Raw genomic sequence first — 24,440 nt, forward strand, 5'->3', positions numbered from 1 at the left:
AGCTACAGCTTGTCCTCTGCGCGTCGGCGTGGAAGTTGCCGTTTGACGGAGGGGCGTTGCAAGCGCTGTTTGGGGTCCACGCCATCGGGCAGATCTGTGGCGCGCTGCAATTGCAGGTGGGCCACCAGCCCGCCGGTGCTGGAGTTGGCCAAGGCAAAAATCCCGCCCATGCGCTGCACAGTCTTGTCCACAATGGACAGACCAAGGCCTGCCCCCGCAGCCGCTGTACGCGCCGAGTCGCCCCGGAAGAACGGCTTGGTCAGGTTGGACAGCTGTTCTGGGGGGACACCCGCGCCATGGTCGCGCAGCTTGACCAGCACCCAGCGCTCGCGGCTCTTGGCGACGATGTCCACGCTGGTGATGCCTGTTTCCTCGGTTTTGCCATAGCGCCGGGCGTTTTCCAGCAGGTTGGAGATCACGCGGGCCAGCTCCACTTCGTCGGCCAGCACGTTCAGATCCTCGGGCACGTTCATGGTGATCTGCAGTTCCCGGTGGTCCTGTACGGCATATACACAGGACGAAACCACCGCATGCAGATTGATGGGCGTGAGCGTGACATGGTCGGGCCGCGCGTAGTCGAGAAACTTGTCGATGGTGGCGTCAAGTTGCACGATGTCGGCCACCATGTGCTCGCGGGCCACTTCGTCGTTCACGCTCATCTCGGTTTCCAGCCGCAGCCGCGCCAAAGGCGTGCGCAGATCGTGCGAAATGCCCGCCAGCATCACGGCGCGGTCCTGTTCCAGTTTGGCGAGTTTCTGGGCCATGCGGTTGAAGCCGATGTTCACCTCGCGGATTTCGCTGGTCACCACTTCTTCATCCAGATGGCTGGCAGCAAAATCGCCATCCTTGACCCGGTTGGCCGCATACGACAACTGCTTGAGCGGGCGGTTGATCAGGCGTGCAATGGCAGCGGCGCCCGCCAGCGAGAGTGCGGCAGCCGTGATGAGCCATATCAGCCAGGTGCGACCACCGGCCGGGCTGAAGCGTGATCGATCCATCAACAGCCAGTTGGGGTCGCCGTTGATGTTGAAACCCACCCACAGGCCGTTTTCTCCATTCACGCTCTGGGCCACGATGGTGTCGGGCCCCAGGCGCATGGTCAGCTCGTCGGTCAGCCGGTTGCCCAAGGCGGTGGGGTCCAGCAGCGCATATTTGTCCTTCGGCTCGCGCGGCAGGATGCGCACACCCTCCTGGTCGGCCATGGTCTTGATGAGGGACACGCGTGCGATGGCGTCGGAGTGCACCAGTGCCGCACGGCTCAGGTTGACGAGCGATGCAATTTGCTGAGCCGTCTGCAGTGTGCGCGGCTCGAATTCAAGCGCTCGCAAGGTTTGCAGCCACGCCAGGATGCTGCCCACCAGCAACAGTGCCAGCAGGAAAAAAGTGCGCCAGAACAGGTTGAGGCCCACACGCGCGCGCTGCTCCCGCGCCCGGCGGATAGCCTCCAGGGGCGCGGGGCTGGTGGCCTCCGAGGCCGTCACCGATTTGTGGGACGACTGCCTGGGCTTCCCATCGGTCTTGTACATGGGCAGATCAATCAGCTCGTGCCGTCCGGCACGAACACGTAGCCCACGCCCCACACGGTCTGGATGTAGCGCGGCGCAGCGGCATCCACCTCGACCAGCTTGCGCAGGCGCGAGACCTGCACGTCCAGGCTCCGGTCGAAGGGCTCGAACTCGCGGCCACGGGCCAGCAGGGCCAGTTTTTCGCGCGACAAGGGCTGACGGGGGTGGCGCACCAGGGCCTTGAGCATGGCGAACTCGCCGGTGGTCAGGGGCAGTTCCTCGCCATTGCGTTGCAGGGCGCGCGTGCCCAGGTCGAAGGTGAAGGGGCCAAAGGTCACGACCTCGTTGTCGCCCGAAGGCGCGCCGGGAGCTTCCTGCGCAGGGCGGCGGCGCAGCACGGCGTGGATGCGCGCCAGCAGCTCGCGGGGGTTGAAAGGCTTGCCCAGGTAGTCGTCGGCGCCCACTTCCAGGCCCACGATGCGGTCCACGTCTTCGCCTTTGGCGGTGAGCATGATGATGGGCGTGCGGTCATTGGCAGCACGCAGGCGGCGGCAGATGGAGAGGCCGTCTTCGCCAGGCATCATCAGGTCCAGCACGATGATGTCCACCGTTTCGCGCAGCAGCAGGCGATTCAGCGCCTTGCCGTCTTCGGCGACCATGACTTCAAAGCCCTCTTGTGTGAGGTAGCGGCGCAGCAGATCGCGGATTCGCGCGTCATCGTCCACCACGAGAACTTTGTCGGTGCGATTGGTTGTTGTGGCCATGTTGATCCCAAGTCCAATTTGTAACAGAGCCGATTCTGACCACTTGGAACGCCGAAGTTCGGTTTTTGGGGGCTGGTTTGACCAACTGTTACAACAATTGCCCGCTTGCTGATTTGAGTTTTTCGAGCCAGAAAGGTCGTTCTTCCTCGGGTGTTTTTTCGTAGGTCACGTTGACCGCCGCAATGATTTGCATTGCATCGATATGCGCCATGTCTGCCATTTTTGCGATGGCGATGTCGGGCAGGCGGCGGCGACCTTTCATGTAGTTCGAAAACGTTTTCCCGTCGAGTCCAAGCGATTCGGCCGCGTCTTTGTCGAATCGAAGGCCGCATCGGTTCTTATAGATTCCAACTATTGATTCAACGGCATTCATAGGAATTACTCCATTCAAAAAGTCTTCAATATGAAGGATAATCTTCAAAACGAAGAAAATAATCTGCGTTTCGCATGAAAAACCTTCGTTGTGAACTGTACACCCATGGAGCCAGCCATGCCAGCCCTGCAACTGCTTTTGCCTGAGATTTCGGCCTGCGATGAAGCGGCCAATGAATGTCACCCCGCCGTCTTCGTGGGCGCGCCCACGGCCCAGCTGGCTCTGGTTGGCGGTGCGGGTGGCACCAGTCCCGACACCGGGAACGAAAAGCGCAAGGGCCGTCGCCCAGTCCACGCCAATGCAGCGGCCCGCAAAGCTGCCTACCGCGCTGAACGCGCCCGCATCGACTACACCGATGCCCCTCACATCGTTGACAAGCTCCGCGAAACCGCCGCCCAGCTCGATTGCAGCGTGAATGAGTTGCTCCAGTCCATGGTGCGATTCGCTGAAACCAATCGCAACTGGAAACAGGTCGGCCTTTACGGCGCCCGTAACAACGGGGTGCTGCAATGAGTCCCGAAGACAAGCGCGATCTGCAATACCGCGCACGCCGCGCCATTTCGGCCCCGGTCCCGCAATCCGTGCGCAACGGCAACTCCCGCAAAGCTGCCGACTACAAAGACTGCTGCGCGGTCGTCGGCGCATACCTGCGCACCGGCCATCAAGTCGAGCGCGCCCGCCTGCACGTGCTGCGCCTCGAAGGCATGCAGGGGTTGTTGCCATGAGGCACGTTCTCGATTGCTTCTCGCGCTGCCCCTGGTGCGGCGCTCTGGGCTTGGACTTTGATGAGAGCCCTTGCCCCTCTGACTACTGCGGCCATGACCCCGCCCTGTGCGCCCCCCTGTCTTTGGAGACAGCCGGGGACCCGCGCAGCGCGACTAGCGCGGCCCCGCAGGGGTGCGTGGGGCAGGGTATGGGCAGCATGCCCATGTCGCCCTGCGTGCAACCCGTGCCCGCTGAAAACGCCACCGCCGCTAGCACCACCGCGCAAGGGATCGTTACCCGCATGGGCCAAGACCGGAACGGGCTTGGTGGCGCAGCCATAGAGCCCGGTCCCGCAGGGATGCGCCCTGCCTGCTCTGGCTTCGACGCTGACTGCGCAGACGCCTGTGCCACGTGCGGCCGTGCACGCAGGCGGAGCGCGGGCGCGGGCGCCGGGGCGGGGCAGGCGCCGACCATCCCCGATGGTAATCACGGGGATAACCAAAAAGAGGCCACCGAATGACCCGCCCAGCAAACTCCAAGCTGAACAAGCATTCGAAAACTTGTTCCCTCGTTCTCGAAGGCAATCAAGTAAAGGTCCGTCTGATCGCGGAACGCCTTGAAACCCGTGTTCCAGTTCATGTTGATTGGCTGCGCTTCACCTGCCAGGTGCGCAACGCCCCAATGCCCTCGCAGGACGTTCTCTTCCCGCCTCCAGTTCGAAGCACGTTAGAGCGTCCTCTCTCGGCATTCGAAGAAGACCACGGCACCTATGAAGCCCAGCGTTTTGCACGCTTCATGCACAAGCTGCAGCAAGTGCCAGACGCTGACTTCGCCATCAGCACCCAGGCAGCAGAACTCGCATTGCGCGTAGTCGAGGCACTCGGCGAAGGCTTCAACGTAGGCCATGAAATCGGCAAGGGTCACGACTTCTACAAAAGCCGCTGGAGCATTGAGCGCAACGGCGAAGAAGTCGGATGGGTCGGCTTCGGTGCAAGCGGCGACAGTCCACGCCAGCAAGCGCAAAAGCGCACCCTGCACGTGAACTTGTACGGCACCGCCTGCACCTTCGCAAAGCCCTCATGGCGCTACGCCATGGCCGACCTGATCGACGAAGTGAAAGGCGTCCTCACGCGCTGCGACCTCGCCTTGGACTTCTTTGAGGGCATCACGGGCGGCATGGACCGCATCAAGGGCGACTACGAAACTGGCCTCATGGACTCGGGCGGCAAACGCCTCAAGTGCAACATGGTCGGCGACTGGATGAACGGCAAAGCCCGCAGTTTCTACATCGGATCCAAAGAAGTTGGCAAGCAAACCAACATCTACGAAAAGGGCCATCAACTCTTCGGCGACAAAGATGCATCTGGCTGGATGCGTGCAGAGCTGCGCCTCGGCAACAAAGCCCGCGTGCTAGATGCAGACATGCTACGTCGTCCTGCTGACTTCTTCGCCGAGGCCAGCCCATGGCATGCCTCACTCCTGCGCGAAGCTGACGCAGACATTGAGCTCAACGCCGCAAGCCTCGCATGCAATGGCCGTCTTGCTGCTGAAACCATCGAAGCCGAAGTAACGCGCAACAAACGTTGGGTGCGTGACGTCGCGGGCCCAAGCCTCGCACTCATGTTCACCCTCATGGACGGCGAAGAGTTCGCCGCCATCGTCGAAGGCGCAAGCCTCCCCGGTCGCCTGCGCCGCTTCTCCCGCAACGAAATAGCCCGCGTTTATCAGCGCGCAACCAAACGAGTTTTTAAGGGTGCAGACGCTGGCCACGTCAATGCATAACCCTCAATCAAGGCCATAGGAAAACATCATGAAGTTTCAATCTGAAGTCATCGTCCACGGCGTCAAGGAAAGCGAAGGCGTAGTGGAAGGCCGTGCATTCAGCAGCACCACATTCCACTGCGAAGTGGACTTGGCAGAAAACAGTGCAGGCCGTTCTATCGGTCGCGCCACGCGCCCCTTCAAGCTCGGTGATGCGAAGGAATTCGACAAGTGGGCACACCTCGGCGCATCGCTGCCCATCAAGGCCGTTGCCACCTTCGAAATGGCCGCAGCAGCGCAGGACGGAACCAAGATGGTCTTGGTTGATATCCGCCCCGTTGAGCAAGCCAAGCCCGCCGCAAAGGTGCAGTGATGTTCTACGTGATCCAGTCGGCAACCACGGGCGCATTCCTCGCCCCCTCGTATGAGGATGGCCAGCCCGAATGGGTCATGTTGCTGCGCGAAGCCGTGGCCGTCGAAGACCTCGAAACCTGCGCGCAACTCATCGAAGACCACGCCGAGCCCTTCCACCGGCCGCAGGTCGTGGACCTTCGCGAACTGCACCGCTCTGTTGCCCTCTGAGGGCTTCAAGCGGCCACCCCATCAATCGCGATAGATCGCAATACGTTCCCGGAGTGCAAATGGAAATTGACTTCGCATTTTTCGCCCAGCGCGTGGCCCTTCTCTCGATGGCCTCCGGCTTTCTCGGCGCCGCGCTGTTCTTCGTCACGTTGAACGCGATCAGCCTGATCGGCTCCGGCTTCACGGGCTACCTTGCCAAGCGCTCGCGCATGAAGCAAGCCCGCGAGCGGGCATCCGCTTTTGCAGTGGTTACCCATCGTGGCTGACCCTGTCGTTATCGACTGCCCCGGCACCTGCACGGTGACGGTGCAACACGAAATCACCCTTCCTGTTCTCAATCTGAGTCCAGCCGAAGGGGCAGCAATCAGCGGCGCCATCCTGCTGGTGTGGGCTGTGGCGTGGGCCTTCCGGGTCCTCATCCAGACCATTAAATCTTCCGATGGAAACCCAACCAATGAGGACTGAAAAATGAACCGCTTCAACACCCAAACCCGCAAGTTCGCAGCCCTGGCTGCAGCCGGTGCGCTCGCCCTGGCAACCAACGCCGCACACGCCGCCATCGACGTGACCAGCGTGGTCGCTGAGATCGACGACACCATCGCCCCCATTGGCCTGATCGGCGCTGCCGTGCTGCTGGTCGTGGTGGCCGTCGCCGCCTTCAAGTGGGTGCGCCGCGCTATCTCCTAAGCGCCCGCTGCATGTGCTCCCTGACCGGCCGGCAGGGGCCTTGCAAAAGCGTGCACCTCGCGCGCTTCTTCAAGGTGCAAAACATGGGCCTATTTGTCATCATCGCAATCTTGGGGGCTGCATGGCTCATCTTCTCCGCCTAGCCCTCATCCTCGTATGCCTGCTGGGCTTCAATGCGGCCCATGCGGCGTTTCCTCCAACGCCGTCCGGTTACACGGGTTCCTCACCATACTCAAGCCCCGGCACTGCATCCGCATCCAGTCCGGGCGGCGTTTGTGTAGCTCTCAATGCGGCGCGCATCTACCCGGACTGGTCGATCAACCATGTACCTTACAGTGGCTGGCCCTATGGTGGATGTGAGGCGAAGGATGGTTCTAGCGCTGTTGTGTCTACCGTTGAGATAACGGCTACGGGCCTTTCTTGTCCTGCGGGTGCAGAGCTTAGCGGCGGCTCCTGCGGCTGTTTCGCGGGGCTAACTGAGTGGATGGGGCAATGCAAAACCCCATGCGCTGCGGGTGAGGTTAGGGATGGGACTGGCGTTTGTCGGATTCCTTGCCCTGAAGGGCAGCATGAGGAAGGCGGCGCCTGTGTTCCCGACAACTGCAAGCCGAATGAGACACGGGTGAACGGCGTTTGCGTCCCTGAGCCTCCCTGTCCCGCTGGGCAAACTCGTGTCAACGGTAAATGCAAGGATTCCGGTTGCCCTAAGGCTGGCACTCTTGCGGGTGAATACATGGTTTCGTCCACCACGCCCACGGCGATGTGTGAGGGCGGTTGCACGGTTTCCATTGCTAGCTTTCTCACTGCATACCAGGGCGGCAAAGCCGTTAGCGTGGTGGGCATTGGTTACTACACGGGCGGCGTTTGTACGGCTCCGCCTACGTCTCCTGACCCGGATGGCGGTGGCGGTGGTGGCACTGGTGGGGGCACTGGTGGCACTGGTGGGGGCACTGGCGGCACGGGTGGCACTGGCGGTTCCGGTGGTGGGACGGGTGGCGGTACTGGTGGCAGCGGCAATAACGACACCCCTCCTGAAAAATGCCCCAACGGTGATTGCACTGGTACGGGTGGTGACGGCCCCCCTGGTGAAGACCCGCCTAGCGATGGTGAGTGCCCGCCTGGTACGTACAAAAGCGGCGGAAAGTGCTACCCGAATAGCCCTCCTGACCAGCCGCCGAACAACGATGGAGCCTGCCCTCCGGGTTACGCTAAGGTCGGCGACAAGTGCGTCCCCTACAAACCTGACGAGGACGAAGAGGACAAACCCAGCACCTTCGGCGGTGCGTGTGGCGGCTTCGTGTGTGAAGGCGACGCCATCCAGTGCGCCATAGCCAGGGAGCAGCATCAGCGCGCATGCAAGCTCTTTGATGACGAGTCCGCAGAGTCCAAGCTCTACAACGACAACAAAGGCAAGGAGGGCAAGCAGACCAACGACCTCCCAGGAAACGACACCGTCAGCCTCCTTGGCCGTATCAACATGAATGATCTATTCGGCGGCGGCGGTCAATGCACCAATGATGTGACGGTGGTCGTCATGGGCCAGTCCATCACGCTGCCCTTTACGAAGATTTGCCCGGCGATTGCGGTCATCGGAAACATCATGGTCGCGGTGTCCCTGCTGCTGGCCGCGCGCATTCTCACGAGGGGTTAAAGATGCCTGTATTCATCGCTGCCATCGGCGGCATGCTCATCAATCTGGTGGGGACTCTGGTGGGCCGCGTGCTCATCGCCCTTGGCATGTCTGTCATCACCTATACCGGCATGTCGGCCACCCTGGACATGCTCACCTCTCAAGCTGTCAGCAGCTTCACTGCGTTGCCCCCCGAAGTCTTCTCCATGCTCGCCGCCATGCGCGTTGGCGTGGCTATCAGCATCGTGACCAGCGCAATCGCTGCGCGCATGCTGCTCGATGGCCTGCAGAGCGACACCTTCAAGCGCTGGGCGCTCAAGTAGGCCATGCTGCACATCATCACGGGCGCAAACGGCGCCGGAAAGACCCTGAACACCCTCAAGTGGGTGCGAGAACGCCAGCTCAAAGAAAACCGCCCTGTCTGCCATAACGGGCGCTTTGAACCCACACCGGGCGGCGAGTTGGACGGCTGGAAAAAGATTGACTTCAAAGACTGGCAGGCAGAGCCAGACGGCACGATCTTCCTGATCGACGAAGCCCATAACGACCTGCCCAACCGCCCAGCAGGCGCGGCCGTGCCCGATGCCGTCAAGATGCTGGCAGAGCACCGCAGACGCGGCTTTGACTTCTACTTGGTCACACAGCACCCCCAAAACCTTGATAGCTTCGTGCGCCGCCTCGTCGGCCCGCCTGGATGGCATCGCCACCTAAAACGCTCCTTCGGCGTCGATATGGTCAGCGTGTTGGAGTGGGCCGCAGTCAACCCCAACTGCGAGAAAGACGGCAGCGGCAAAACCGGCACCGTCACCATGCAGGCGTACCCCAAGGAGGTGTACGGCTGGTACAAATCCGCAAGCCTGCACACCGGCAAAAAACGCATTCCCGCAAAGGTCTGGGTGTTCGTCGCGTGCCTGCTGCTCATCCCCCTGCTCATCTGGTTTGCAAGCTCCAAGCTCCTCGCCAAAACCGAAGCCAAAGCCGCAGCGAAACCCGCCACGCAGGCCGGTGCAGCACCCCAGATGCCGGGGCTTCAAAAGCTGACCGCTGATCAGTACATAGAGCAGCGATCAGCGCGCCTGAAAGACTTTCCCCACACCGCCCCGGCCTATGATGAAGTGACCCGCCCCACGGTCGCCCCATACCCCGCCGCATGCGTCCAGATGGGCAAAACCTGCAAGTGCTACACGCAGCAGGCGACACTGCTTCAGGTGAGCGGCCCCGTTTGCCTTCAGATCGTCGCGCAGGGCTTCTTTGTGGACTGGCAGCAGGCCACCCCCCAGCAGATGCCAGGGCAGCTCCCGCAGGCCCAGCAGCACCCTGGCGCCGCGCTTGTGCAAGCGTCCCAGCAGCCCCAACCGCCCCAGGTGCGAACGGTCCCGCCGCCCATGCCAGCGGCCAAGCCTGAGCCCATCAAAACCACGTCCGAATGGGCGCAGGGCCTCGCCGCGCGCAATGCGCAGGTGCGGTCAAGCTTGCAGTGAGTTGTGTAGCGTCTTCCTACTGGATGGCTTTCAGTTTCTCGCTGTGCGCATGCGTGTAGCCGTATCCGTCTGCTGAGTCTGGCGATCGCAGCTTTAGTGTGAGAACTATCCAGTGCTCGTTTAGTTTCTTGATTCCGTCGATGGGAATTAGGAGTGTTTCCGCCCTCAGCTGCTTTGTTTGGCCGGGCAGCAATTTGAAGTTTGATTCGATCTCCGCTGACTCTCGCACGGTGTTCCATTGGCCTTGTTCATTGCGTGTTGCAAGGGCTATCGAATAGGAAACTACTTGGCTTGCGTCCTTGTAGTTTTTTGGCGCCCACACTGCGTGGCGTGAAAGGTGGACTTCAAGGAATGGGCCTTTTTTTGATACCTCGGCTTGTGCGGTCGGGTTCGCTCTGAACGTGTTTTGTGGCGCAGTGAGTGTTATCGATTGCTGTGCGGTTGCATTGATTGGGAGTGCGAAAACGGCGCAAGTAAGGGCATTGAAAAGGCGTGCATGGCTCATGTGATTTGGGCGGCTTTTCTGCGGATTGGGTGGGTGCTATTGCCGGTAAGTTTTGGCGTTTCGTTCCCGGTCTTTAACAATTCTAGGAGGTGGGATGCTTGTTGGTTACGCAAGGGTGTCAACTAGAGAGCAGGAAACTAGGTTGCAGTTGGATGCGTTGGCGCGTGCTGGTGTTGAGAGAGTGTTTGAAGAGAAGGCAAGTGCGGTTGGTGATCGCCCCGTTTTGCGCGCTTGTTTTGATTCTTTGACCAGTGGTGATGTCTTGGTGTTTTGGAAGATGGATCGAATAGCTAGGTCTCTTCGTGACCTTCTCGATTTCGCTGACGAGCTTGCGGGTAGGGGTGTCGCTTTGCGTTCGCTTTCGGAGCCTATAGATACGTCAACTCCTGTTGGAGAGTATCTTTTTCATAACCTTGGAGCATTCGCGCAGCTTGAGCGGTCGTTGATTAGAGAGCGTGTGTTTGCGGGGCAGGTCGCGGCTATGCGTGCGGGCGTGCGGTTTGGCCGTCCACGCCTTGTTGATGGTGACCGATCTGTAGTGATTCAGCGTATGTTTGCGGCTGGTTTGTCTAAGTCTGAGATTGGGCGGCGTGTTGGTGTTAGTCCTGCAACTGTTCGCCGATCTTTAGAGGACGCGCAGGGCTTGCCTCGGCGTGTTTACAAGTCTCGTCCCGTCTTTGATGCTTCGCGGATTTAGGCTGTTGGGTGCAGGGCGAAGCCCTGCCGTGGCAAAAAAAAATGCCCGGACTTGCCGGGCTTTTGTTTGGGTTTTTGTTGCCACTAGTAACAAGTTTTGCCCGACTTCTCACACTCGCTACCGTCGTTTCACGGGGCGGTGCTTTGCAGCGGGTAAGGTGGCGGCCTGCGCAATCGGATCATCTGTTGCGCGCTCTTTCGAAAAGGCCATCACCATGAAAATCACGACCCGTTTGGTCACCGCTGCAGCTTTGCTGGCCTGTTTTGGCGCGGCCATGGCGCAGACAGCCACCCCCCAGGAGCCACGCAACGTGGTGCAGTTGTCGGCCTCTGGAACGGTCGAAGCGCAGCAGGACCTGCTGGTGCTCACTCTCTCAGCCGCCAAAGACGGCCCGGACGCCGCAACCGTGCAGGCCCAGCTCAAGCAGGCGCTCGATGCGGCCCTGACTGAAGCCAAGCGCACTGCGCAGCCGGGGCTGCTTGATGTGCGTACCGGTCCTTTTGGTCTGTACCCCCGCTATGCCAAGGACGGCAAGATCAATGGCTGGCAGGGCCGGGCAGAGCTGGTGCTGGAGGGGCGTGACTTTGCGCGCATCACTGCGGCGGCGGGCAAGATCCCGTCCATGCCCATCAGTCAGGTCGCTTTTGCACTTTCGCGTGAGGCCCGTGCCAAGGTTGAAACCGAGGCGCAGACCCAGGCCATCGACCAGTTCAAGGCGCGTGCGGCCGAGTTGGCCAAGGGCTTTGGCTTTGCCAACTACAGCCTGCGCGAAGTGGCGGTGAACAGCAACGAGATGTCGCCTGGTCCCCGTCCGCGCATGATGGCGATGGAAGCCAAGACATCGTCCTTCTCTGATGCGGCGGTGCCTGTGGAGGCGGGCAAGGCCCAGGTGGTGGTGACTGTTTCCGGCTCCGTGCAAATGCGCTGAGGCGGGCGGCCTTCAACCGCCTGTGACGCCGGTGGAACAGGCCATGCGCCGCGTGGCCTGGGATTCTCGGTTTCGTCAAAGGGCCTGTCCGCCTGACACCTCAATCCGTTGTGCCGTCACCCAGCGGTTGGCGGGCGCCAGCAGGCCCGCCACCATGGGGCCGATGTCATCGGGCAGGCCCACGCGTCCCAGAGCTGTCATCTGGGCCAGATGCTGGTTGAGCTCGGGGTTGTCGCGCACCACGCCTCCGCCGAAATCGGTTTCGATGGCTCCTGGCGCCACTGTGTTGACGGTGATGCCACGTGCGCCGAGTTCTTTGGCCAGGTAGCGCGTCAGCACCTCTACAGCCCCCTTGGCCGCCGCGTAGGCTGCGTAGCCCGGGAGCGAGAGGCGGGTGAGACCGGTCGAAAAATTCACGATGCTTCCCCCATCCGCAATCAGCGGCAGCAGCGCCTGCGTGAGAAAGAACACCCCCTTGAAGTGCACGTTGACGAGGTGATCGAACTGTGTCTCGCTTGTAGTGGCAAACGCCGCATAGTCCCCATGGCCAGCGTTGTTCACCAGGTGATCAAGATCAGTGCGTTGCCAGGTTGTCTGCAGTGCGGTGCGCAGGTGCTCGGTAAAGGTGCCGAAGGCGGCGATATTGCCGGTATCGAGCTGCAGCGCCACAGCCCGGCGGTCCAGGGCCTGGATTTCGGCCACGGCAGCCTGCGCTTCCTCGGCCTGGCTGCGGTAGGTGATGACCACATCGCCGCCGCCCCTGGCGATGCTTAACGCGGTATTACGGCCCAGGCCCCGGCTGCCGCCGGTGACCAAGGTGATGGTGGGTGGGCTCAAGGTGGTGCTTGGTGTCATGGTGAACTCCTGTGTGTGGTGCGATTCAGTGTCCGGTTCCATGGCCCGTGTCGGTTGCCGAAATCACCTTGGTTCTTGCCTGATTCTCCAAATCCCGTGCCAGTAGGTCTGCAAACCGGTACGCTTGCGGCATGACGACGCCTTTGTTCGATGCGGTGAGCCGCTATGCCGAAGCCCATGCCCGTCAGGGCAGCGTGGTGCAGACCCCCATCCCCGGATTGAGCACGGTGCGCGCTACCGAGCCCAGCGGGTTGCTGCATGCGATTGCGCAGCCCCTTGTCTGCCTGGTTCTACAGGGCAGCAAGCAGGTGGCGATGGGGGCGCGGACGTTTGAATTCTCAGCGGGCGAGTCTCTGCTGATTACGGCCGATGTGCCCACAGTGAGCCAGATTACCCGTGCCAGTGCCGCTGCGCCGTACCTCTCGATTGCGCTGGAGCTGAGCCTGCCGGTCATTGCCGACTTGTCGGCTCAGATGGGTGTTGTGCCCCGGGGCGACCATGCCCCTGTACACGTGGATCCCACCGATGCTGAGGTGGCCGATGTGGCCCTGCGCCTCATGCGGCTTCTGGATCGGCCCGAGGCTGTCCCGCTGCTGCATGCATCCCTGGTGCGTGAGTTGCACTACTGGTTGCTGGCGGGGCGGCACGGCGCCGCCATCCGCCGCCTGGGCTGGCCCGGCAGCCACGCCCAGCGGATAGCGCGCGCCGTTGCTGTGCTGCGTGCCGATTTTGCGCAGCCCCTGCCGGTGGAGAGCCTGGCGGCACTGGCAGGCATGAGCCCCTCATCCTTTCATCAGCATTTCAGGGCGGTTACTTCCTTGTCGCCGCTGCAATTTCAGAAGCAGCTGCGTTTGATCGAGGCCCGGCGGTTGATGTTGTCGGAGGGGGCCAGTGCCAGCAGCGCGGCATTTGCTGTGGGCTATGAAAGCGTGCCTCAGTTCACCCGCGAATACGGTCGGCTGTTTGGTTTGCCGCCGGTCCGCGACACGCAAGTAGCAAGAGACAGGACACGGGCGGTGGGGTGAGCAGCCCTCATGGGTGCTTTCCGGGCCGGTGCACCTATTTGCTGTAGTCGATCAACCCCCATACGATCACAGTGAGCTGGAGCAGGTTGATCAAGATAGCGATGGTGTGGGTTCTGCGGAACCCCGGGATGGCATCCATGTAGTTGGACTGGATCTGCTCCCCGAGCGCATCCATCTTCGGGATGATCCTGCTGCGCAGCACAACGGCGATTCCGGCCAGCGCGGCCGCACCGCAGGCAATGCCAGGGTGGCCTGCCAGCGCAAAACTGATCGCCGTGGCGGAGGCCGTCACAAAGGCGCAGAGATAGTAGACATGGAAGAACCCGCGCACAAAGCGTGCGTCCAGCGGCGTATCGTGCTTGAGCATCAGCAGCGGGATGGAGCCCATGATGAAGTACGCCGTGGTCACGAGCAGCGCCACGGTGAAGAACATGGCAGCAATCATTGCGGCAGACATCGCGATTTCCTCCCCTGGTGGGATGTCGTCCAGGGGCTCGCGAGCAAGAGGCAATGTGCCCCAACGGTTTTTCTGGAGGACAACACCATTCTAGGGAAGCCACCTTGGCCATGGTCTAGTGGAATGCGAGACCCGCAGGTGGCGGCGGGTGGGGCCCGCAGGGCAGGGGCCCTGATGCCCTGGGGCCCTGGACGCAGTTGCCGTGGGCCGGGCGCCGCGAGGGTGGCTTACTGTGCCGCCCAGCCGCCGTCCATGTTCCAGGCCACGCCGCGCACGTTGTTGGCCGCTGGGGAGCAAAAGAACACGGCCAGCTCACCCAGTTCTTCGGGCGTGGTGAACTGCATCGAGGGCTCTTTCTCGCCCAGCAGCAGCTTCTTGGCATCCTCGTTCGACAGGCCGTGCTCGGCGGCCTTGGCGTCCACCTGTTTTTGCACCAGGGGCGTGAGTACCCAGCCGGGGCAGATCGCGTTGCAGGTCACGCCCGTGGTGGCGTTCTCCAGCGCCGTGACCTTGGTCAGGCCTACGACGCCATGTTTCGCGGCCACATAGGCCGCCTTCTGTGCGGAGCCCACCAAGCCATGCACCGATGCCACATTGATGATGCGGCCCCAGTTGGCACTTTTCATGGCAGGCAGCGCCAGACGTGACGTGTGGAAGGCGCTGGTGAGGTTGATGGCAATCACGGAGTCCCAGCGCTCCACGGGGAAGTCTTCCACGTTGGCCACATGCTGGATGCCCGCGTTGTTCACCAGGATGTCCACGCGCCCGAACTGTGCGGCGCTGGACTTCATCATGTCCTCGATATCAGCCGCCCGGCTCATGTCAGCGCCGTGGTAGGCCACTTGTACCTCCGCCGCAGCGCCTGCGGCCAGGACTTCGGCGCGGGGGCCGTCTACATCGCCAAAACCATTGAGCACGATGTTCGCACCCTGGCGGGCCAGGGCTTTAGCGATTCCGAGGCCAATGCCACTGGTGGAGCCGGTGACGAGGGCGGTTTTGCCTTTCAGCATGAGAGTCTCTCCGAATGAATTACGATGCCACGCAAGGGAAAGTCGGCAACCATGGCGTGCGCCATAGGTTCCGAATTCCGCAAGCATTATCGAGCGCCGATCCCGGATTTCGCACCCATGAATGAACCTACGCTGAACTACGTACTGTGCCCGGGCTCCGCAGCCCCGCCAGTGGCCCCGGACCGCGCGCCCGCTCCGGCGCAGCAGCACCGCATGGCTTACTGGGAGTGGAATGCCACGGGCAATCCGGCACATCCGCATGTGGTGGTCTGCGTGCATGGCCTTTCGCGCCAGGGGCGTGACTTTGATACTTTGGCGCGAGCGCTGAGCGCGCATGCGCGGGTGGTCTGCCCCGACGTGGTGGGGCGTGGCCAGAGCGACTGGCTGGCCGACCCCATGGGCTACCAGATTCCGCAGTACGCGGGCGACATGCTGGCCTTGCTGGCGCAGTTGCATCAGCAGGGAGCCATCGCCACGCTGGACTGGGTGGGTACCAGCATGGGTGGGTTGATTGGCATGGGCATTGCAGGTCAGCCGGGGTTGCCTTTGCCGGTGCCGGTACGCAGGCTGGTGCTCAATGATGTGGGCCCGGTCATCCAGTGGGAGGCCTTGCAGCGCATCGGCCAGTACCTGGGGCAACTGGCGCGGTTTGCTTCGCTGCAGCAGGCTGCCGATGCCATGTGGGCCATCTCCACCAGCTTTGGCCCGCACACGCCAGCCCAGTGGCTGGAGTTGTCGCGTGCGATGGTGCGCACCTTGCCAGCGTCGGATGGGGGCGGCATCACGCTGCATTACGACCCCGCCATTGCTGTGCCTTTCAAGACCCTGACCCCGGAGTCCGCCGTGGCGGGCGAGGCTGCCCTGTGGCAGCTGTACGACCATATCCAGGCGCGCACGCTGCTGCTGCGTGGCGCGCAGTCGGATCTGCTCTCGCGCGCGACGGCGCAGGCAATGACGGAACGCGGCCCCCGGGCGCGCGTGGTCGAGTTTGAGGGGGTGGGGCATGCGCCCACCCTGGTGGCGGCCGATCAGGTCGCAGCCGTCACGGAGTTCCTGCTGGCGGCAGAAGGTGTTGTGGCCGGATGAAAACCAACCCTCCCGCACTCGCGTCCCTTCCCCTTCAGACCGACACTGTTCCGCAGCTTATTGCCGCCACCGCGCACACGCTGCCCGAGCAGGTGAATGCGCTGGTGCGCGCGCGCGCTTTTGCCGAGCCACTGATGGCGGGCGAGACCCTGGACTCCGGCGAGAACACGCTGGCCCACGCGGATGCCGTGGCTTCCATCCTCAAGGGCATCGGCGGCTCCGAGGCCATGCAGGCCGCGAGCTATCTCGTCTATGCCTGCGTGCACCTGAACAAGCCGGAAGAGGTGATCGCCAAGGCCTTTGGCGACAACTTTGCTGCGCTGGCAGTAGAAACGACCAAGCTCATGCGCGTGCAGCAGCAGGCCCGCACCGCCGAGCACCTGGAAGACCCTGCAGTGCAGACGGAGAACGTGCGCAAGATGCTGCTTGCCTTCTCGCGCGACCTGCGCGTGGTGATGCTGCGCCTGGCCTCGCGCCTGCAGACGCTGCGTTTTCACGCGGCCAGCAAACGTCCCGTATCGCCCAGCCTGGCGCGCGAGTCGCTGCAGGTGTTTGCGCCGCTGGCCAACCGCCTGGGCATCTGGCAGGTGAAGTGGGAGCTGGAGGACCTGTCCTTTCGCTTCCTGGAGCCCGACACCTACAAGGAAGTGGCCCGCCTGCTCGACGAAAAGCGGGGCGAGCGCGAGGTGTACATGGAGCAGCTGCGCGCGCGGCTCGAATCCGACCTGCGCGCGCGCAGTATCAGCGCCAGCGTGCAGGGTCGCCCCAAGCACATCTACAGCATCGTCAAGAAGATGCGCGGCAAGTCGCTCAACTTCGACCAGGTGTTCGATATCCGTGCGCTGCGCGTGGTTGTGCCCACGGTCAAGGACTGCTATGCCGCGCTGAGCTGGGTGCATGAGCAGTTCAAGCCCATCGTGGAGGAGTTTGACGACTACATTGCCAAGCCCAAACCCAACGGCTACCAGTCGCTGCACACCATCGTGCGCGACGACAACGGCAAGCCCATCGAGATCCAGATCCGCACCCAGGCCATGCACGAACACGCTGAGCACGGCGTGGCGGCGCACTGGGCCTACAAGGAGGCCGGATCCAAGGGCTATGCCGGTGTGTCCGCCACCGGCGAGTACGACGCCAAGATTGCGGTGCTGCGCCAGCTGCTGGCGTGGGAGCGGGATCTGGCAGGCGCATTGCCCAATCGGGGTCTGTTCGAGGACCGCATCTATGTGCTGACGCCCGATGCTGCCGTGGTCGAGCTGCCGCAGGGAGCCACCCCTGTGGACTTTGCCTATGCCGTGCACACCAGCCTGGGCCACCGGTGCCGGGGCGCCAAGGTCGATGGCGCCATGGTGCCGCTGAACACGCCGCTGCAGAACGGGCAGACGGTGGAGATTTCCACCGTCAAGGAAGGGCGCCCGTCGCGCGATTGGCTCAATGCCGAACTGGGCTACCTCACCAGCCACCGGGCCAAGGCCAAGGTGCGCGCCTGGTTCAATGCCCAGGCGACCCACGAAACCGTGGCCCGTGGCCGCGAATCGGTCGAGAAACTCTTGCAGCGCGAAGGCAAGACAGCCATCAAGCTTGACGACCTGGCGGTGCAGCTGGGCTTCAAATCGGCCGATGCCTTGTTCGAAGTGGTGGGCAAGGACGAGTTTTCGCTGCGCAACATCGAAACGGTGCTGCGCCCGCCCGAGCCCGTGCTGCAACCCGATGACTTCCTGCTGCTCAAGAAGACGCGCACCAACGACGCTGCCCCCAAGGGCGGCGTGCTGGTGGTGGGCATCGATTCGCTCATGACGCAGCTGGCCAAATGCTGCAAACCCGCACCGCCCGACGCCATCCGTGGTTTTGTCACGCGCGGCAAAGGGGTGAGCGTGCACCGCGCCGATTGCAGCAACTTTCGTGAGATGGCCGCCCGCAGTGCCGAGCGTGTGATTGATGTGGAGTGGGGTGTGCCCAAGCAGGCAGCCGGTGCCGCCGTGTACCCGGTGGACGTGGCTGTGGAGGCCGCCGACCGGCAGGGCCTGCTGCGCGACATCTCGGAGGTCTTTGCCCGAGAGAAAACCAATGTGGTCGGCGTGCAGACCCAGTCGGTCAAAGGCACTGCCTGGATGACGTTCACGGTGGAGGTGGCCGACTCGGGGCGCCTGAACAAGGTGCTGGGGATTGTGGCCAGTGTGCAGGGCGTGCGATCTGCACGCCGGCGATGAGATGGAGATGGGCCGCCTGGGGGCAGAAAGACTTCAGGCGGAGAGCATGCCGCCGATTCATTTGAATTGTTTAGCGGGCTTTTCAGAGCAGTCGATTTTTATGGCTATAATCGTGGTCTAAACAACGACAGGCGCGTAGCTCAGCTGGTTAGAGCACCACCTTGACATGGTGGGGGTCGTTGGTTCGAGTCCAATCGCGCCTACCAAGTTTTTCTGAAAGAAACCAGCTTTCAGTGTTCTGCAAAAACTTGGGAAAAAACAAAGCCGCCATTCTGGGCGGCTTTTTTGTTTTTCAGCCCTCTCCTGGTGTTGCAATCGATTCGCCTTGTCCGTGGCGATTGGCCGCAGGCAACAAGGCTCCAGGTCCTCCTCTTTTCCCGGTTTTTCTTCCATGGCTGCTTAGGGCGTGTCATCAATCAATACCCCCACGCGAAAGCCAGCCAGGCCGTGCAGTGCTAGGCGCCCTGAGTGCCGTGTAGCTTGGCTACACAAACGAAGGGCAACGACGCAATGCGCGGCCTGGCTGGCTTTCCCTTCGGGCTGGCCCGCAATGCGGCGTCTGCTTTGTCGCGTGGCTTGCCCATAGATGACTATGGGCTGCGCCCCGCTTCGCGCATCCATCCGCATTGCGGGGTCAGCGCGTGGGGGTATTGATTGATGACACGCCCTAGGCGGCGGCCGCAGACGTTACGTCTCGACAGACCTGTTGCGTCTCTTGCTCGGTGTGCTTCTTAAGCGGCTCATAAGATCTCTCTGTCATGCTCGCAGCGTTGACGACCTCCCTCCCTCTTGCTTCAAGGTAAGAGTTCAGCCCGCCCTGTGCGGGCTGCTTTTTTTTCTGCCCTGGTGGCGTCGGCCGCATAGGGTTCAAGCAGGGGACTTGCTGACGGTCCATGGTGCGGCCATACCGCGTGAAAGAGGGGTGTCGCGGTCGTGACAAGTGATGCCGACGCTTCATCAGGGTATTCCTTTGCCGCTGCGGTGGTGCACTCTCCCTAGAATGTGCTGCACTGCAATACATGGGTTTCGAGCCCGAGGAGTTCGTCGTGTCCGAACAGAAAAGTGCCGCGTCCAAGTCGGCCCAGCGCGTCATCAAGAAGTACCCCAACCGCCGTCTGTACGACACAGACACCTCCACCTACATCACCCTGGCCGAAGTGCGCCAACTGGTCATGGACCACCAGCAGGTGGTGGTCCGAGATGCCAAGACGGGTGAAGACCTGACGCGCAGCATCCTGCTGCAGATCATTCTGGAAGAAGAGGCCGGTGGCGCGCCCATGTTCACCGAGGCCGTGCTTGCCAACATCATCCGGTTCTACGGCCACGCCATGCAGGGCTTCATGGGGGCGTACCTGGAAAAGAACGTGCAGGCCTTCACCGATGTGCAGACCAAGCTGGCCGAACAATCGCAAAGCGTGACGCCCGAGATGTGGGCGCAGTTCATGAACCTGCAGTCGCCCATGCTCAAGGGCATGATGGGCAACTACGTGGAGCAGTCGCAGTCCATGCTCACCCAGATGCAGGAGCAGATGCAGAAGCAGACCGAGCAGATGCTGGGTGCGTTCGGGTTAAAGCGGTAAGCCCGCCACGAGCCGTCGCTCGGGGCGCCCTGGGGTTGCCCTGGCGGCCTGGCAAAGCTGGATCTGCGGTGGCGTCGGCCTTGTGCCAGGCTGGTTTTCACCGCTGCAAAATGCCGCGCCCGCCGCACTGGAGGGGCTCCCTCACCGGCCAGGCGCCGGAACTGGGACAATACGGGGCTATGAGCGAAGCACTCTCCCCCACGAAAACACCCAAAGTCGGATTTGTCAGCCTGGGCTGCCCCAAAGCGCTGACCGATTCCGAACTCATCCTCACGCAACTGAGCGCCGAGGGCTACGAAACCTCCAAGACCTTCCATGGCGCGGATCTGGTCATTGTCAACACCTGCGGCTTCATTGACGATGCCGTCAAGGAAAGCCTGGACACCATTGGCGAGGCGCTGGCCGAAAACGGCAAGGTGATCGTCACTGGCTGCCTGGGCGCGCGTGCGGGCGAAGGGGGCGGCAACATGGTGCGAGAGATGCACCCCAGCGTGCTGGCCGTGACCGGGCCACACGCCACGCAGGAGGTGATGGACGCCGTCCACCTGAACCTGCCCAAGCCGCACGACCCCTTCATCGACCTGGTGCCCGGCGGTTTCGGCATTGCGGGCATCAAGCTCACGCCCAAGCATTACGCCTACCTCAAGATCAGCGAGGGCTGTAACCACCGCTGCACTTTCTGCATCATCCCCTCGATGCGAGGCGACCTCGTTTCGCGCCCCATTGGCGACGTGCTGAGCGAGGCCAAGGCCTTGTTCGAAGGCGGTGTGAAGGAGCTGCTGGTCATCAGCCAGGACACCTCGGCCTATGGCGTGGACGTGAAGTACCGCACCGGTTTCTGGGACGGCAAGCCCGTCAAGACGCGCATGCTGGAGTTGGTGCAGACCCTGGGCGAGATCGCCGAGCCGTTCGGCGCCTGGGTGCGCCTGCACTACGTGTACCCGTACCCTAGTGTGGATGAGGTCATCCCGCTCATGGCCACCGGCAAGGTGCTGCCGTACCTGGATGTGCCTTTCCAGCACAGCCACCCCGATGTGCTTAAGCGCATGAAGCGCCCCGCTAGCGGCGAGCGCAACCTGGAGCGCATCCAGCGCTGGCGCGAGGCCTGCCCCGAGCTGGTCATCCGCAGCACTTTCATTGCGGGCTTTCCGGGCGAGACGGAGGAGGAGTTCCAGCACTTGCTCGACTTCGTGCGCGAGGCCCAGATCGACCGCGCTGGCTGCTTTGCCTACAGCGACGTGAATGGCGCCGTTGCCAACGAGCTGCCGGGCATGCTGCCCATGGAAGTGCGCGAAGAGCGCCGCGCCCGCTTCATGGCCGTGGCCGAAGAGGTCTCGATCGCCAAGCTGCAGCGCCGTGTGGGCGCCACCATGCAGGTGCTGGTGGACCATGCCCCCGCGCTGGGCAAAAAGGGTGGCCGGGGCCGCAGCTACGCCGATGCGCCCGAGATCGACGGCGTGGTGCACCTGCTGCCGCCTGAGAAGATCAGCAAGCAGCTCAAGGTGGGCGAGTTCACCAAGGCGCGCATCGTGGGCACGCAGGGGCACGACCTGGTGGCCGTGCCGGTGTGACGATGTTTGATTCGGGTTTTGCTATTGTTTGAATAGCTGCCAGCGCTTTCCTATCAGGCGCTGGGCACCAAAAACACCAATAAAAAAGGCTTCCCGAGGGAAGCCTTTTTTGTGGGCCGAGGCAGAAGCCTCTGGCACGCCTTAAACGCGCTTGCGGTATTCGCCGGTGCGCGTGTCGATTTCGATCTTGTCGCCTTGCGACACGAACAGGGGCACAGGCACTTCGAAGCCGGTGGCGATCTTGGCGGGTTTGAGCACCTTGCCGGACGTGTCGCCCTTGACGGCGGGTTCCGTCCAGGTGATTTCGCGCTCGACGCTGGTGGGCAGTTCGACCGAGATGGCCTTGCCGTCATAGAACACCACTTCGAGGGACATGCCGTCTTCCAGGTAGTTCAGTGCGTCGCCCATGTTCTCGGCTTCGACTTCGTACTGGTTGTATTCGGTGTCCATGCAAACGTACATGGGATCGGCGAAGTAGGAGTACGTGCAATCCTTCTTGTCCAGGATCACGTTGTCGATCTTGTCGTCGGCCTTGAACACGTTTTCGGTGCCGAAGTTGCCGATCAGGCTCTTGAGCTTCATGCGCACGGTGGCTGCACCGCGGCCGCCACGGGCGTATTCGGTCTTCAGGACAACCATGGGGTCCTTGCCGTGCATGATCACGTTGCCGGCGCGGATTTCTTGAGCGATTTTCATAGCGAGTTGCTTGGGTTGGGGCCGCTCAACGCGCGGGCCGGTGGCTTTCTGTTGTCTCGCTGTAGAGGCAGAAGGCGCGCCGTGCCGATGCATGTTCCGCGGCGGGAATGCGCGAGGGCTGGGCACCGGTGTGCCGCACCTGATTTGCGCAAAGCCTCGGATTTTACCGTTTTTCGGCGACAAAGCCCAAAAGTTGCGCCACAAGGTTGTCCTGCGTCAGCAGGCGCGTGCGCGCGGCCGCAATGCAGGCGGTCCATTCGGCCAGGGTGTCGTCGCCGGGCCACTGCAGGGGCGCGGTGTCGAGCCCGTTCCAGGTGGCATGGAACTGCCGCAGCGATGCCGGGGCCTGCAGCCAGTCCAGAAACGCCCAGAGCTTGTCGTGGTGGGCGTTGTCATGCTGGGGGTAGATCTGCCAGACCAGTGCCTGCCCGGCCCACAGCGCCCGCACCAGCGAATCCTCGCCGCGCACAAAGTTCAGGTCGCAGGCCCACAGCATGTCGTCAAACGCTGTTTGGGTGCGTGCAGGCAGGTATGAAATGTATAGCTGCCCAAGCTTTCCAGGCGCGCCCAAGCAGGCATTTTGACCATGATTTTGGGCCGCACCAAGCGCGGCCTGCACCGCCGCCGTGGGGCGGCCTGGCGTGACCAGCAACTGCGTGGGCCGGGCCTGGCTGTGTTGCAGCAGCTCGGGCAGGGCTGCGGGCTCGTAGCAGAACAGCGACACCCAGCGCTGCCCTGGGTCGTCGTTGTCCAGGCCAAACGCGTCGGCGTGCGCTTGGCGCCAGGCGGTGCGGTCAAACGCCTGCCGCCGGGCCATCAGGTCGTCTTCGCGCAGCAGCCCGCCCGTGGCGGGCGTGAAGCCGGGGTAGAAGAACCAGCGTGTCCAGCCTGCAGCAGGGCCTGACAGGAGGGGCGACGGCAGCCGGTGGGTGCGCTCCACATAACTCTCGGCCGACAGGTATTCGAGGTTGATCCAGACAGGTTTTAGGCCGTCTGCGCGCGACTGGTATACGCTGTAAGCTATGAATTCAGGAGCAATTTCGCAGCCGAACGCCTCCACCATCACATCGGGCGCTGGCTCGTGGGGGCCGGGCGGGGGCGATGCCCAGGCGCGCAGTTCCACCCCCGGGCAGCCTGCGGGCGCCATCCACGCGAGGGCCGAGGCGTCGTCCACCCACAGGCGCACGCGGTGGCCCAGGCTGGCGAGTTGCGCCACCAGGCGCCAGCACACTCCAATGTCGCCAAAGTTGTCGATCACGCGGCAGAACACATCCCATTGCAGGGCGGGGAGGGGGCGGTGCAGGGTCATGGGGCGGGTGTAGTTGGTGGCGCACGCAGATGGTCCACCAGCAGCCGCGCCACGCTGGACAGGGACTCTTCGGACCGCACGCACAACACGAGCTGCCGGTGCGCCCAGGGCTCGTTCAGCGTGACCACACGGATGGGCTGCGAGCCCTTGTACAGCGCGGCGCTGCCGCGTGGCATCACGCCCACACCCAGGCCGGCGGCCACCATCAGGCACAGCGCGTCGTAGCTGGTGACCTGCATGCGCAGTCGCAGCGGCAGGCCCGCCTCGGCGGCGGCGCGGGTCAGCTGGTTGTTGATGGCGCTGCCCGGGTGCGCACCGACAAAGTCGTAGGGCAGGGCGTCGGCCAGGCGGGCGGACTTGCGCCGCGCCAGCGCATGGCCCGTGGGCACCACCAGCACCAGCTCATCGGTGCGGTAGGGCAGTTGCACCACGCGGTCGCCGTACTGGCCCTGGTTGAGGATGCCCACGTCCGCCGCGTTTTCGGCCACGGACTGTGCAATGGCCGTGCTGATCTGCTCCTGCAGCCGCACGTCCACCTGCGGGTGCAGCGCCATGAAGCTCTGCAACTGCGCCGGCAAAAACTGCGTGATGGCCGAGATATTGGCCACCACCCGTACATGGCCGCGCACGCCTGCGCCGTAGTCGCGCATCTGGCTGGCAATGCCGTCCAGGTCGTTGAGCACGCCACGCGCCAGGTTCAGCAGTGCGTAGGCGGCGGCCGTGGGCTCGGTGCCCTTGTTGCTGCGGGTGAACAGGGCCACGTGCAAGGCGTCTTCCAGGTCGGCCAGGCGGCGGCTGACGGCCGAAGCCGCCAGATGCTCGCGCGCTGCTGCGGCGGCGATGGTGCTTTCTTCCATCACGGCCACAAACAGGCGCAGGGAGACGGGATCGAGTTTCATGGGGCACCGATGGTAGCAAGCTGCCATGCTGGATTGCGATGGTGGCTTGTTGCTTGAGCGTTTTGCAGGCGGGCGGCGTGTACGCATCATTGCCCCCCAGCATTACCGCCTGCACGAGACAAAC

The 24,440-nt window shown here is 62.7% G+C and carries 27 protein-coding genes and 1 tRNA gene; 18 read left to right on the forward strand and 10 right to left on the reverse strand.

The features are described from left to right. Positions 1 to 2 precede the first annotated feature (2 nt). From A1D30_RS03630 to A1D30_RS25430, 3 genes are all read right to left on the reverse strand, one after another. A complete protein-coding gene (locus tag A1D30_RS03630) occupies positions 3 to 1,526 on the reverse strand; it encodes a sensor histidine kinase (protein ID WP_063459445.1) in 1,524 nt (507 codons plus the stop codon). Positions 1,527 to 1,537: 11 nt separating this feature from the next. Further along, positions 1,538 to 2,269 (reverse strand): two-component system response regulator OmpR, encoded by a 732-nt coding sequence (ompR, locus tag A1D30_RS03635; RefSeq protein ID WP_010460834.1) that lies wholly within the window; start codon positions 2,267 to 2,269, stop codon positions 1,538 to 1,540. An 88-nt stretch (positions 2,270 to 2,357) separates the two neighbouring features. Continuing rightward, positions 2,358 to 3,152, reverse strand: a complete 795-nt coding sequence (locus tag A1D30_RS25430; protein ID WP_131798412.1) for a hypothetical protein — start codon at positions 3,150 to 3,152, stop codon at positions 2,358 to 2,360. On the opposite strand from A1D30_RS25430, the gene A1D30_RS03645 reads away from it, so the two are divergent. The 10 genes from A1D30_RS03645 (at position 3,152) to A1D30_RS03695 (ending at position 9,488) form a co-directional block, all read left to right on the forward strand. Further along, positions 3,152 to 3,367, forward strand: coding sequence for a hypothetical protein (locus A1D30_RS03645; RefSeq protein ID WP_063459447.1), 216 nt, complete (start codon positions 3,152 to 3,154; stop codon positions 3,365 to 3,367). The two genes, A1D30_RS25430 and A1D30_RS03645, sit on opposite strands and share 1 nt — an antisense overlap. A 496-nt stretch (positions 3,368 to 3,863) precedes the next feature. Continuing rightward, positions 3,864 to 5,129 (forward strand): replication initiation factor domain-containing protein, encoded by a 1,266-nt coding sequence (locus A1D30_RS03655; protein WP_063459449.1) that lies wholly within the window; start codon positions 3,864 to 3,866, stop codon positions 5,127 to 5,129. A gap of 28 nt (positions 5,130 to 5,157) precedes the next feature. After that, the gene (locus A1D30_RS03660) at positions 5,158 to 5,481 is read left to right on the forward strand and encodes a hypothetical protein (RefSeq protein WP_063459450.1); all 324 of its coding nucleotides are present in this window, start codon (positions 5,158 to 5,160) and stop codon (positions 5,479 to 5,481) included. After that, positions 5,481 to 5,690, forward strand: a complete 210-nt coding sequence (locus A1D30_RS03665) for a hypothetical protein (RefSeq protein WP_063459451.1) — start codon at positions 5,481 to 5,483, stop codon at positions 5,688 to 5,690. Before A1D30_RS03660 ends, A1D30_RS03665 begins: the two co-directional genes overlap by 1 nt. 59 nt (positions 5,691 to 5,749) lie before the next feature. After that, positions 5,750 to 5,956 (forward strand): hypothetical protein, encoded by a 207-nt coding sequence (locus A1D30_RS03670; RefSeq protein ID WP_063459452.1) that lies wholly within the window; start codon positions 5,750 to 5,752, stop codon positions 5,954 to 5,956. Next, positions 5,949 to 6,155, forward strand: a complete 207-nt coding sequence (locus A1D30_RS03675; RefSeq protein ID WP_063459453.1) for a hypothetical protein — start codon at positions 5,949 to 5,951, stop codon at positions 6,153 to 6,155. The genes A1D30_RS03670 and A1D30_RS03675 overlap by 8 nt, the downstream gene beginning before the upstream one ends. Positions 6,156 to 6,158: 3 nt before the next feature. Continuing rightward, positions 6,159 to 6,377, forward strand: a complete 219-nt coding sequence (locus A1D30_RS03680) for a major capsid protein (protein ID WP_063459454.1) — start codon at positions 6,159 to 6,161, stop codon at positions 6,375 to 6,377. A gap of 1,297 nt (positions 6,378 to 7,674) precedes the next feature. Continuing rightward, entirely contained in the window at positions 7,675 to 8,028 is a 354-nt protein-coding gene (locus A1D30_RS25785; protein WP_063459455.1) for a virulence factor TspB C-terminal domain-related protein, read from the forward strand. Between the two features lie 2 nt (positions 8,029 to 8,030). After that, a complete protein-coding gene (locus tag A1D30_RS03690) occupies positions 8,031 to 8,330 on the forward strand; it encodes a DUF2523 domain-containing protein (RefSeq protein ID WP_063459456.1) in 300 nt (99 codons plus the stop codon). A gap of 3 nt (positions 8,331 to 8,333) precedes the next feature. Beyond that, a complete protein-coding gene (locus A1D30_RS03695) occupies positions 8,334 to 9,488 on the forward strand; it encodes a zonular occludens toxin domain-containing protein (RefSeq protein WP_063459457.1) in 1,155 nt (384 codons plus the stop codon). Positions 9,489 to 9,504: 16 nt separating this feature from the next. On the opposite strand, the gene A1D30_RS25435 is transcribed toward A1D30_RS03695, so the two are convergent. Beyond that, positions 9,505 to 9,993 (reverse strand): hypothetical protein, encoded by a 489-nt coding sequence (locus A1D30_RS25435; RefSeq protein ID WP_131798413.1) that lies wholly within the window; start codon positions 9,991 to 9,993, stop codon positions 9,505 to 9,507. A 94-nt stretch (positions 9,994 to 10,087) separates the two neighbouring features. Here A1D30_RS25435 and A1D30_RS24615 point away from each other — a divergent pair, with 94 nt between their 5' ends. Together A1D30_RS24615 and A1D30_RS03700 are read left to right on the forward strand one after the other, a co-directional pair. Beyond that, positions 10,088 to 10,690 carry a recombinase family protein gene (locus A1D30_RS24615; protein ID WP_082836307.1) on the forward strand — a complete coding sequence of 201 codons (603 nt, stop codon included), beginning with the start codon at positions 10,088 to 10,090 and terminating at the stop codon, positions 10,688 to 10,690. Between the two features lie 214 nt (positions 10,691 to 10,904). Continuing rightward, the gene (locus tag A1D30_RS03700) at positions 10,905 to 11,618 is read left to right on the forward strand and encodes an SIMPL domain-containing protein (protein WP_063459458.1); all 714 of its coding nucleotides are present in this window, start codon (positions 10,905 to 10,907) and stop codon (positions 11,616 to 11,618) included. Between the two features lie 75 nt (positions 11,619 to 11,693). On the opposite strand, the gene A1D30_RS03705 is transcribed toward A1D30_RS03700, so the two are convergent. After that, on the reverse strand, positions 11,694 to 12,473 hold the full coding sequence (locus tag A1D30_RS03705) for an SDR family oxidoreductase (protein WP_063459623.1): 780 nt from the start codon (positions 12,471 to 12,473) through the stop codon (positions 11,694 to 11,696). 131 nt (positions 12,474 to 12,604) lie between these two features. On the opposite strand from A1D30_RS03705, the gene A1D30_RS03710 reads away from it, so the two are divergent. Beyond that, the gene (locus A1D30_RS03710) at positions 12,605 to 13,498 is read left to right on the forward strand and encodes an AraC family transcriptional regulator (RefSeq protein WP_063459459.1); all 894 of its coding nucleotides are present in this window, start codon (positions 12,605 to 12,607) and stop codon (positions 13,496 to 13,498) included. 34 nt (positions 13,499 to 13,532) lie between these two features. Here A1D30_RS03710 and A1D30_RS03715 read toward each other — a convergent pair whose 3' ends face one another. After that, the gene (locus A1D30_RS03715) at positions 13,533 to 13,955 is read right to left on the reverse strand and encodes a hypothetical protein (RefSeq protein WP_063459460.1); all 423 of its coding nucleotides are present in this window, start codon (positions 13,953 to 13,955) and stop codon (positions 13,533 to 13,535) included. 227 nt (positions 13,956 to 14,182) lie between these two features. After that, on the reverse strand, positions 14,183 to 14,965 hold the full coding sequence (locus tag A1D30_RS03720) for a 3-hydroxybutyrate dehydrogenase (RefSeq protein WP_063459461.1): 783 nt from the start codon (positions 14,963 to 14,965) through the stop codon (positions 14,183 to 14,185). 117 nt (positions 14,966 to 15,082) lie between these two features. Between A1D30_RS03720 and A1D30_RS03725 the strand changes: the two genes are divergently transcribed. The 5 genes from A1D30_RS03725 (at position 15,083) to rimO (ending at position 21,412) form a co-directional block, all read left to right on the forward strand. Further along, positions 15,083 to 16,051 (forward strand): alpha/beta hydrolase, encoded by a 969-nt coding sequence (locus tag A1D30_RS03725; RefSeq protein ID WP_063459462.1) that lies wholly within the window; start codon positions 15,083 to 15,085, stop codon positions 16,049 to 16,051. Continuing rightward, positions 16,048 to 18,261: a bifunctional (p)ppGpp synthetase/guanosine-3',5'-bis(diphosphate) 3'-pyrophosphohydrolase gene (locus A1D30_RS03730; protein WP_063459463.1), complete on the forward strand. Its 2,214-nt coding sequence runs from the start codon at positions 16,048 to 16,050 to the stop codon at positions 18,259 to 18,261. The genes A1D30_RS03725 and A1D30_RS03730 overlap by 4 nt, the downstream gene beginning before the upstream one ends. A gap of 129 nt (positions 18,262 to 18,390) precedes the next feature. Then, positions 18,391 to 18,467, forward strand: a tRNA-Val gene (locus A1D30_RS03735). 813 nt (positions 18,468 to 19,280) lie between these two features. Then, positions 19,281 to 19,841, forward strand: coding sequence for a polyhydroxyalkanoate synthesis repressor PhaR (gene phaR, locus A1D30_RS03740; protein ID WP_063459464.1), 561 nt, complete (start codon positions 19,281 to 19,283; stop codon positions 19,839 to 19,841). 179 nt (positions 19,842 to 20,020) lie between these two features. Then, positions 20,021 to 21,412: a 30S ribosomal protein S12 methylthiotransferase RimO gene (gene rimO, locus A1D30_RS03745; protein ID WP_063459465.1), complete on the forward strand. Its 1,392-nt coding sequence runs from the start codon at positions 20,021 to 20,023 to the stop codon at positions 21,410 to 21,412. A 141-nt stretch (positions 21,413 to 21,553) separates the two neighbouring features. Here the strand turns inward: rimO and efp are convergent, their stop codons facing one another. The 3 genes from efp to A1D30_RS03760 all read right to left on the reverse strand — a co-directional run bounded on the left by efp (position 21,554) and on the right by A1D30_RS03760 (position 24,316). After that, the gene (gene efp / locus A1D30_RS03750) at positions 21,554 to 22,108 is read right to left on the reverse strand and encodes an elongation factor P (protein WP_063459466.1); all 555 of its coding nucleotides are present in this window, start codon (positions 22,106 to 22,108) and stop codon (positions 21,554 to 21,556) included. Between the two features lie 163 nt (positions 22,109 to 22,271). After that, positions 22,272 to 23,417 carry an elongation factor P maturation arginine rhamnosyltransferase EarP gene (gene earP / locus A1D30_RS03755; protein WP_063459467.1) on the reverse strand — a complete coding sequence of 382 codons (1,146 nt, stop codon included), beginning with the start codon at positions 23,415 to 23,417 and terminating at the stop codon, positions 22,272 to 22,274. Continuing rightward, positions 23,414 to 24,316: a LysR family transcriptional regulator gene (locus A1D30_RS03760; RefSeq protein WP_063459468.1), complete on the reverse strand. Its 903-nt coding sequence runs from the start codon at positions 24,314 to 24,316 to the stop codon at positions 23,414 to 23,416. The genes earP and A1D30_RS03760 overlap by 4 nt, the downstream gene beginning before the upstream one ends. Positions 24,317 to 24,440 lie beyond the last annotated feature (124 nt).

Source organism: Acidovorax sp. GW101-3H11 (assembly GCF_001633105.1).
Classification (GTDB): domain Bacteria; phylum Pseudomonadota; class Gammaproteobacteria; order Burkholderiales; family Burkholderiaceae_C; genus Acidovorax.

Coding starts and splice junctions, on each gene's coding strand:
- A1D30_RS03670 (WP_063459452.1), top strand. CDS start 5,750: ATGGAAATTGACTTCGCATTTTTCGCCCAGCGCGTGGCCCTTCTCTCG.
- A1D30_RS03645 (WP_063459447.1), top strand. CDS start 3,152: ATGAGTCCCGAAGACAAGCGCGATCTGCAATACCGCGCACGCCGCGCC.
- phaR (WP_063459464.1), top strand. CDS start 19,281: ATGGGTTTCGAGCCCGAGGAGTTCGTCGTGTCCGAACAGAAAAGTGCC.
- A1D30_RS03715 (WP_063459460.1), bottom strand. CDS start 13,955: ATGTCTGCCGCAATGATTGCTGCCATGTTCTTCACCGTGGCGCTGCTC.
- A1D30_RS25435 (WP_131798413.1), bottom strand. CDS start 9,993: ATGAGCCATGCACGCCTTTTCAATGCCCTTACTTGCGCCGTTTTCGCA.
- A1D30_RS03695 (WP_063459457.1), top strand. CDS start 8,334: ATGCTGCACATCATCACGGGCGCAAACGGCGCCGGAAAGACCCTGAAC.
- A1D30_RS03660 (WP_063459450.1), top strand. CDS start 5,158: ATGAAGTTTCAATCTGAAGTCATCGTCCACGGCGTCAAGGAAAGCGAA.
- rimO (WP_063459465.1), top strand. CDS start 20,021: ATGAGCGAAGCACTCTCCCCCACGAAAACACCCAAAGTCGGATTTGTC.
- A1D30_RS03730 (WP_063459463.1), top strand. CDS start 16,048: ATGAAAACCAACCCTCCCGCACTCGCGTCCCTTCCCCTTCAGACCGAC.
- A1D30_RS03720 (WP_063459461.1), bottom strand. CDS start 14,965: ATGCTGAAAGGCAAAACCGCCCTCGTCACCGGCTCCACCAGTGGCATT.
- A1D30_RS03655 (WP_063459449.1), top strand. CDS start 3,864: ATGACCCGCCCAGCAAACTCCAAGCTGAACAAGCATTCGAAAACTTGT.
- earP (WP_063459467.1), bottom strand. CDS start 23,417: ATGACCCTGCACCGCCCCCTCCCCGCCCTGCAATGGGATGTGTTCTGC.
- A1D30_RS03630 (WP_063459445.1), bottom strand. CDS start 1,526: ATGTACAAGACCGATGGGAAGCCCAGGCAGTCGTCCCACAAATCGGTG.
- A1D30_RS03680 (WP_063459454.1), top strand. CDS start 6,159: ATGAACCGCTTCAACACCCAAACCCGCAAGTTCGCAGCCCTGGCTGCA.
- A1D30_RS03705 (WP_063459623.1), bottom strand. CDS start 12,473: ATGACACCAAGCACCACCTTGAGCCCACCCACCATCACCTTGGTCACC.
- A1D30_RS03700 (WP_063459458.1), top strand. CDS start 10,905: ATGAAAATCACGACCCGTTTGGTCACCGCTGCAGCTTTGCTGGCCTGT.
- efp (WP_063459466.1), bottom strand. CDS start 22,108: ATGAAAATCGCTCAAGAAATCCGCGCCGGCAACGTGATCATGCACGGC.
- A1D30_RS03690 (WP_063459456.1), top strand. CDS start 8,031: ATGCCTGTATTCATCGCTGCCATCGGCGGCATGCTCATCAATCTGGTG.
- A1D30_RS24615 (WP_082836307.1), top strand. CDS start 10,088: ATGCTTGTTGGTTACGCAAGGGTGTCAACTAGAGAGCAGGAAACTAGG.
- A1D30_RS03760 (WP_063459468.1), bottom strand. CDS start 24,316: ATGAAACTCGATCCCGTCTCCCTGCGCCTGTTTGTGGCCGTGATGGAA.
- A1D30_RS03665 (WP_063459451.1), top strand. CDS start 5,481: ATGTTCTACGTGATCCAGTCGGCAACCACGGGCGCATTCCTCGCCCCC.
- A1D30_RS03710 (WP_063459459.1), top strand. CDS start 12,605: ATGACGACGCCTTTGTTCGATGCGGTGAGCCGCTATGCCGAAGCCCAT.
- ompR (WP_010460834.1), bottom strand. CDS start 2,269: ATGGCCACAACAACCAATCGCACCGACAAAGTTCTCGTGGTGGACGAT.
- A1D30_RS03725 (WP_063459462.1), top strand. CDS start 15,083: ATGAATGAACCTACGCTGAACTACGTACTGTGCCCGGGCTCCGCAGCC.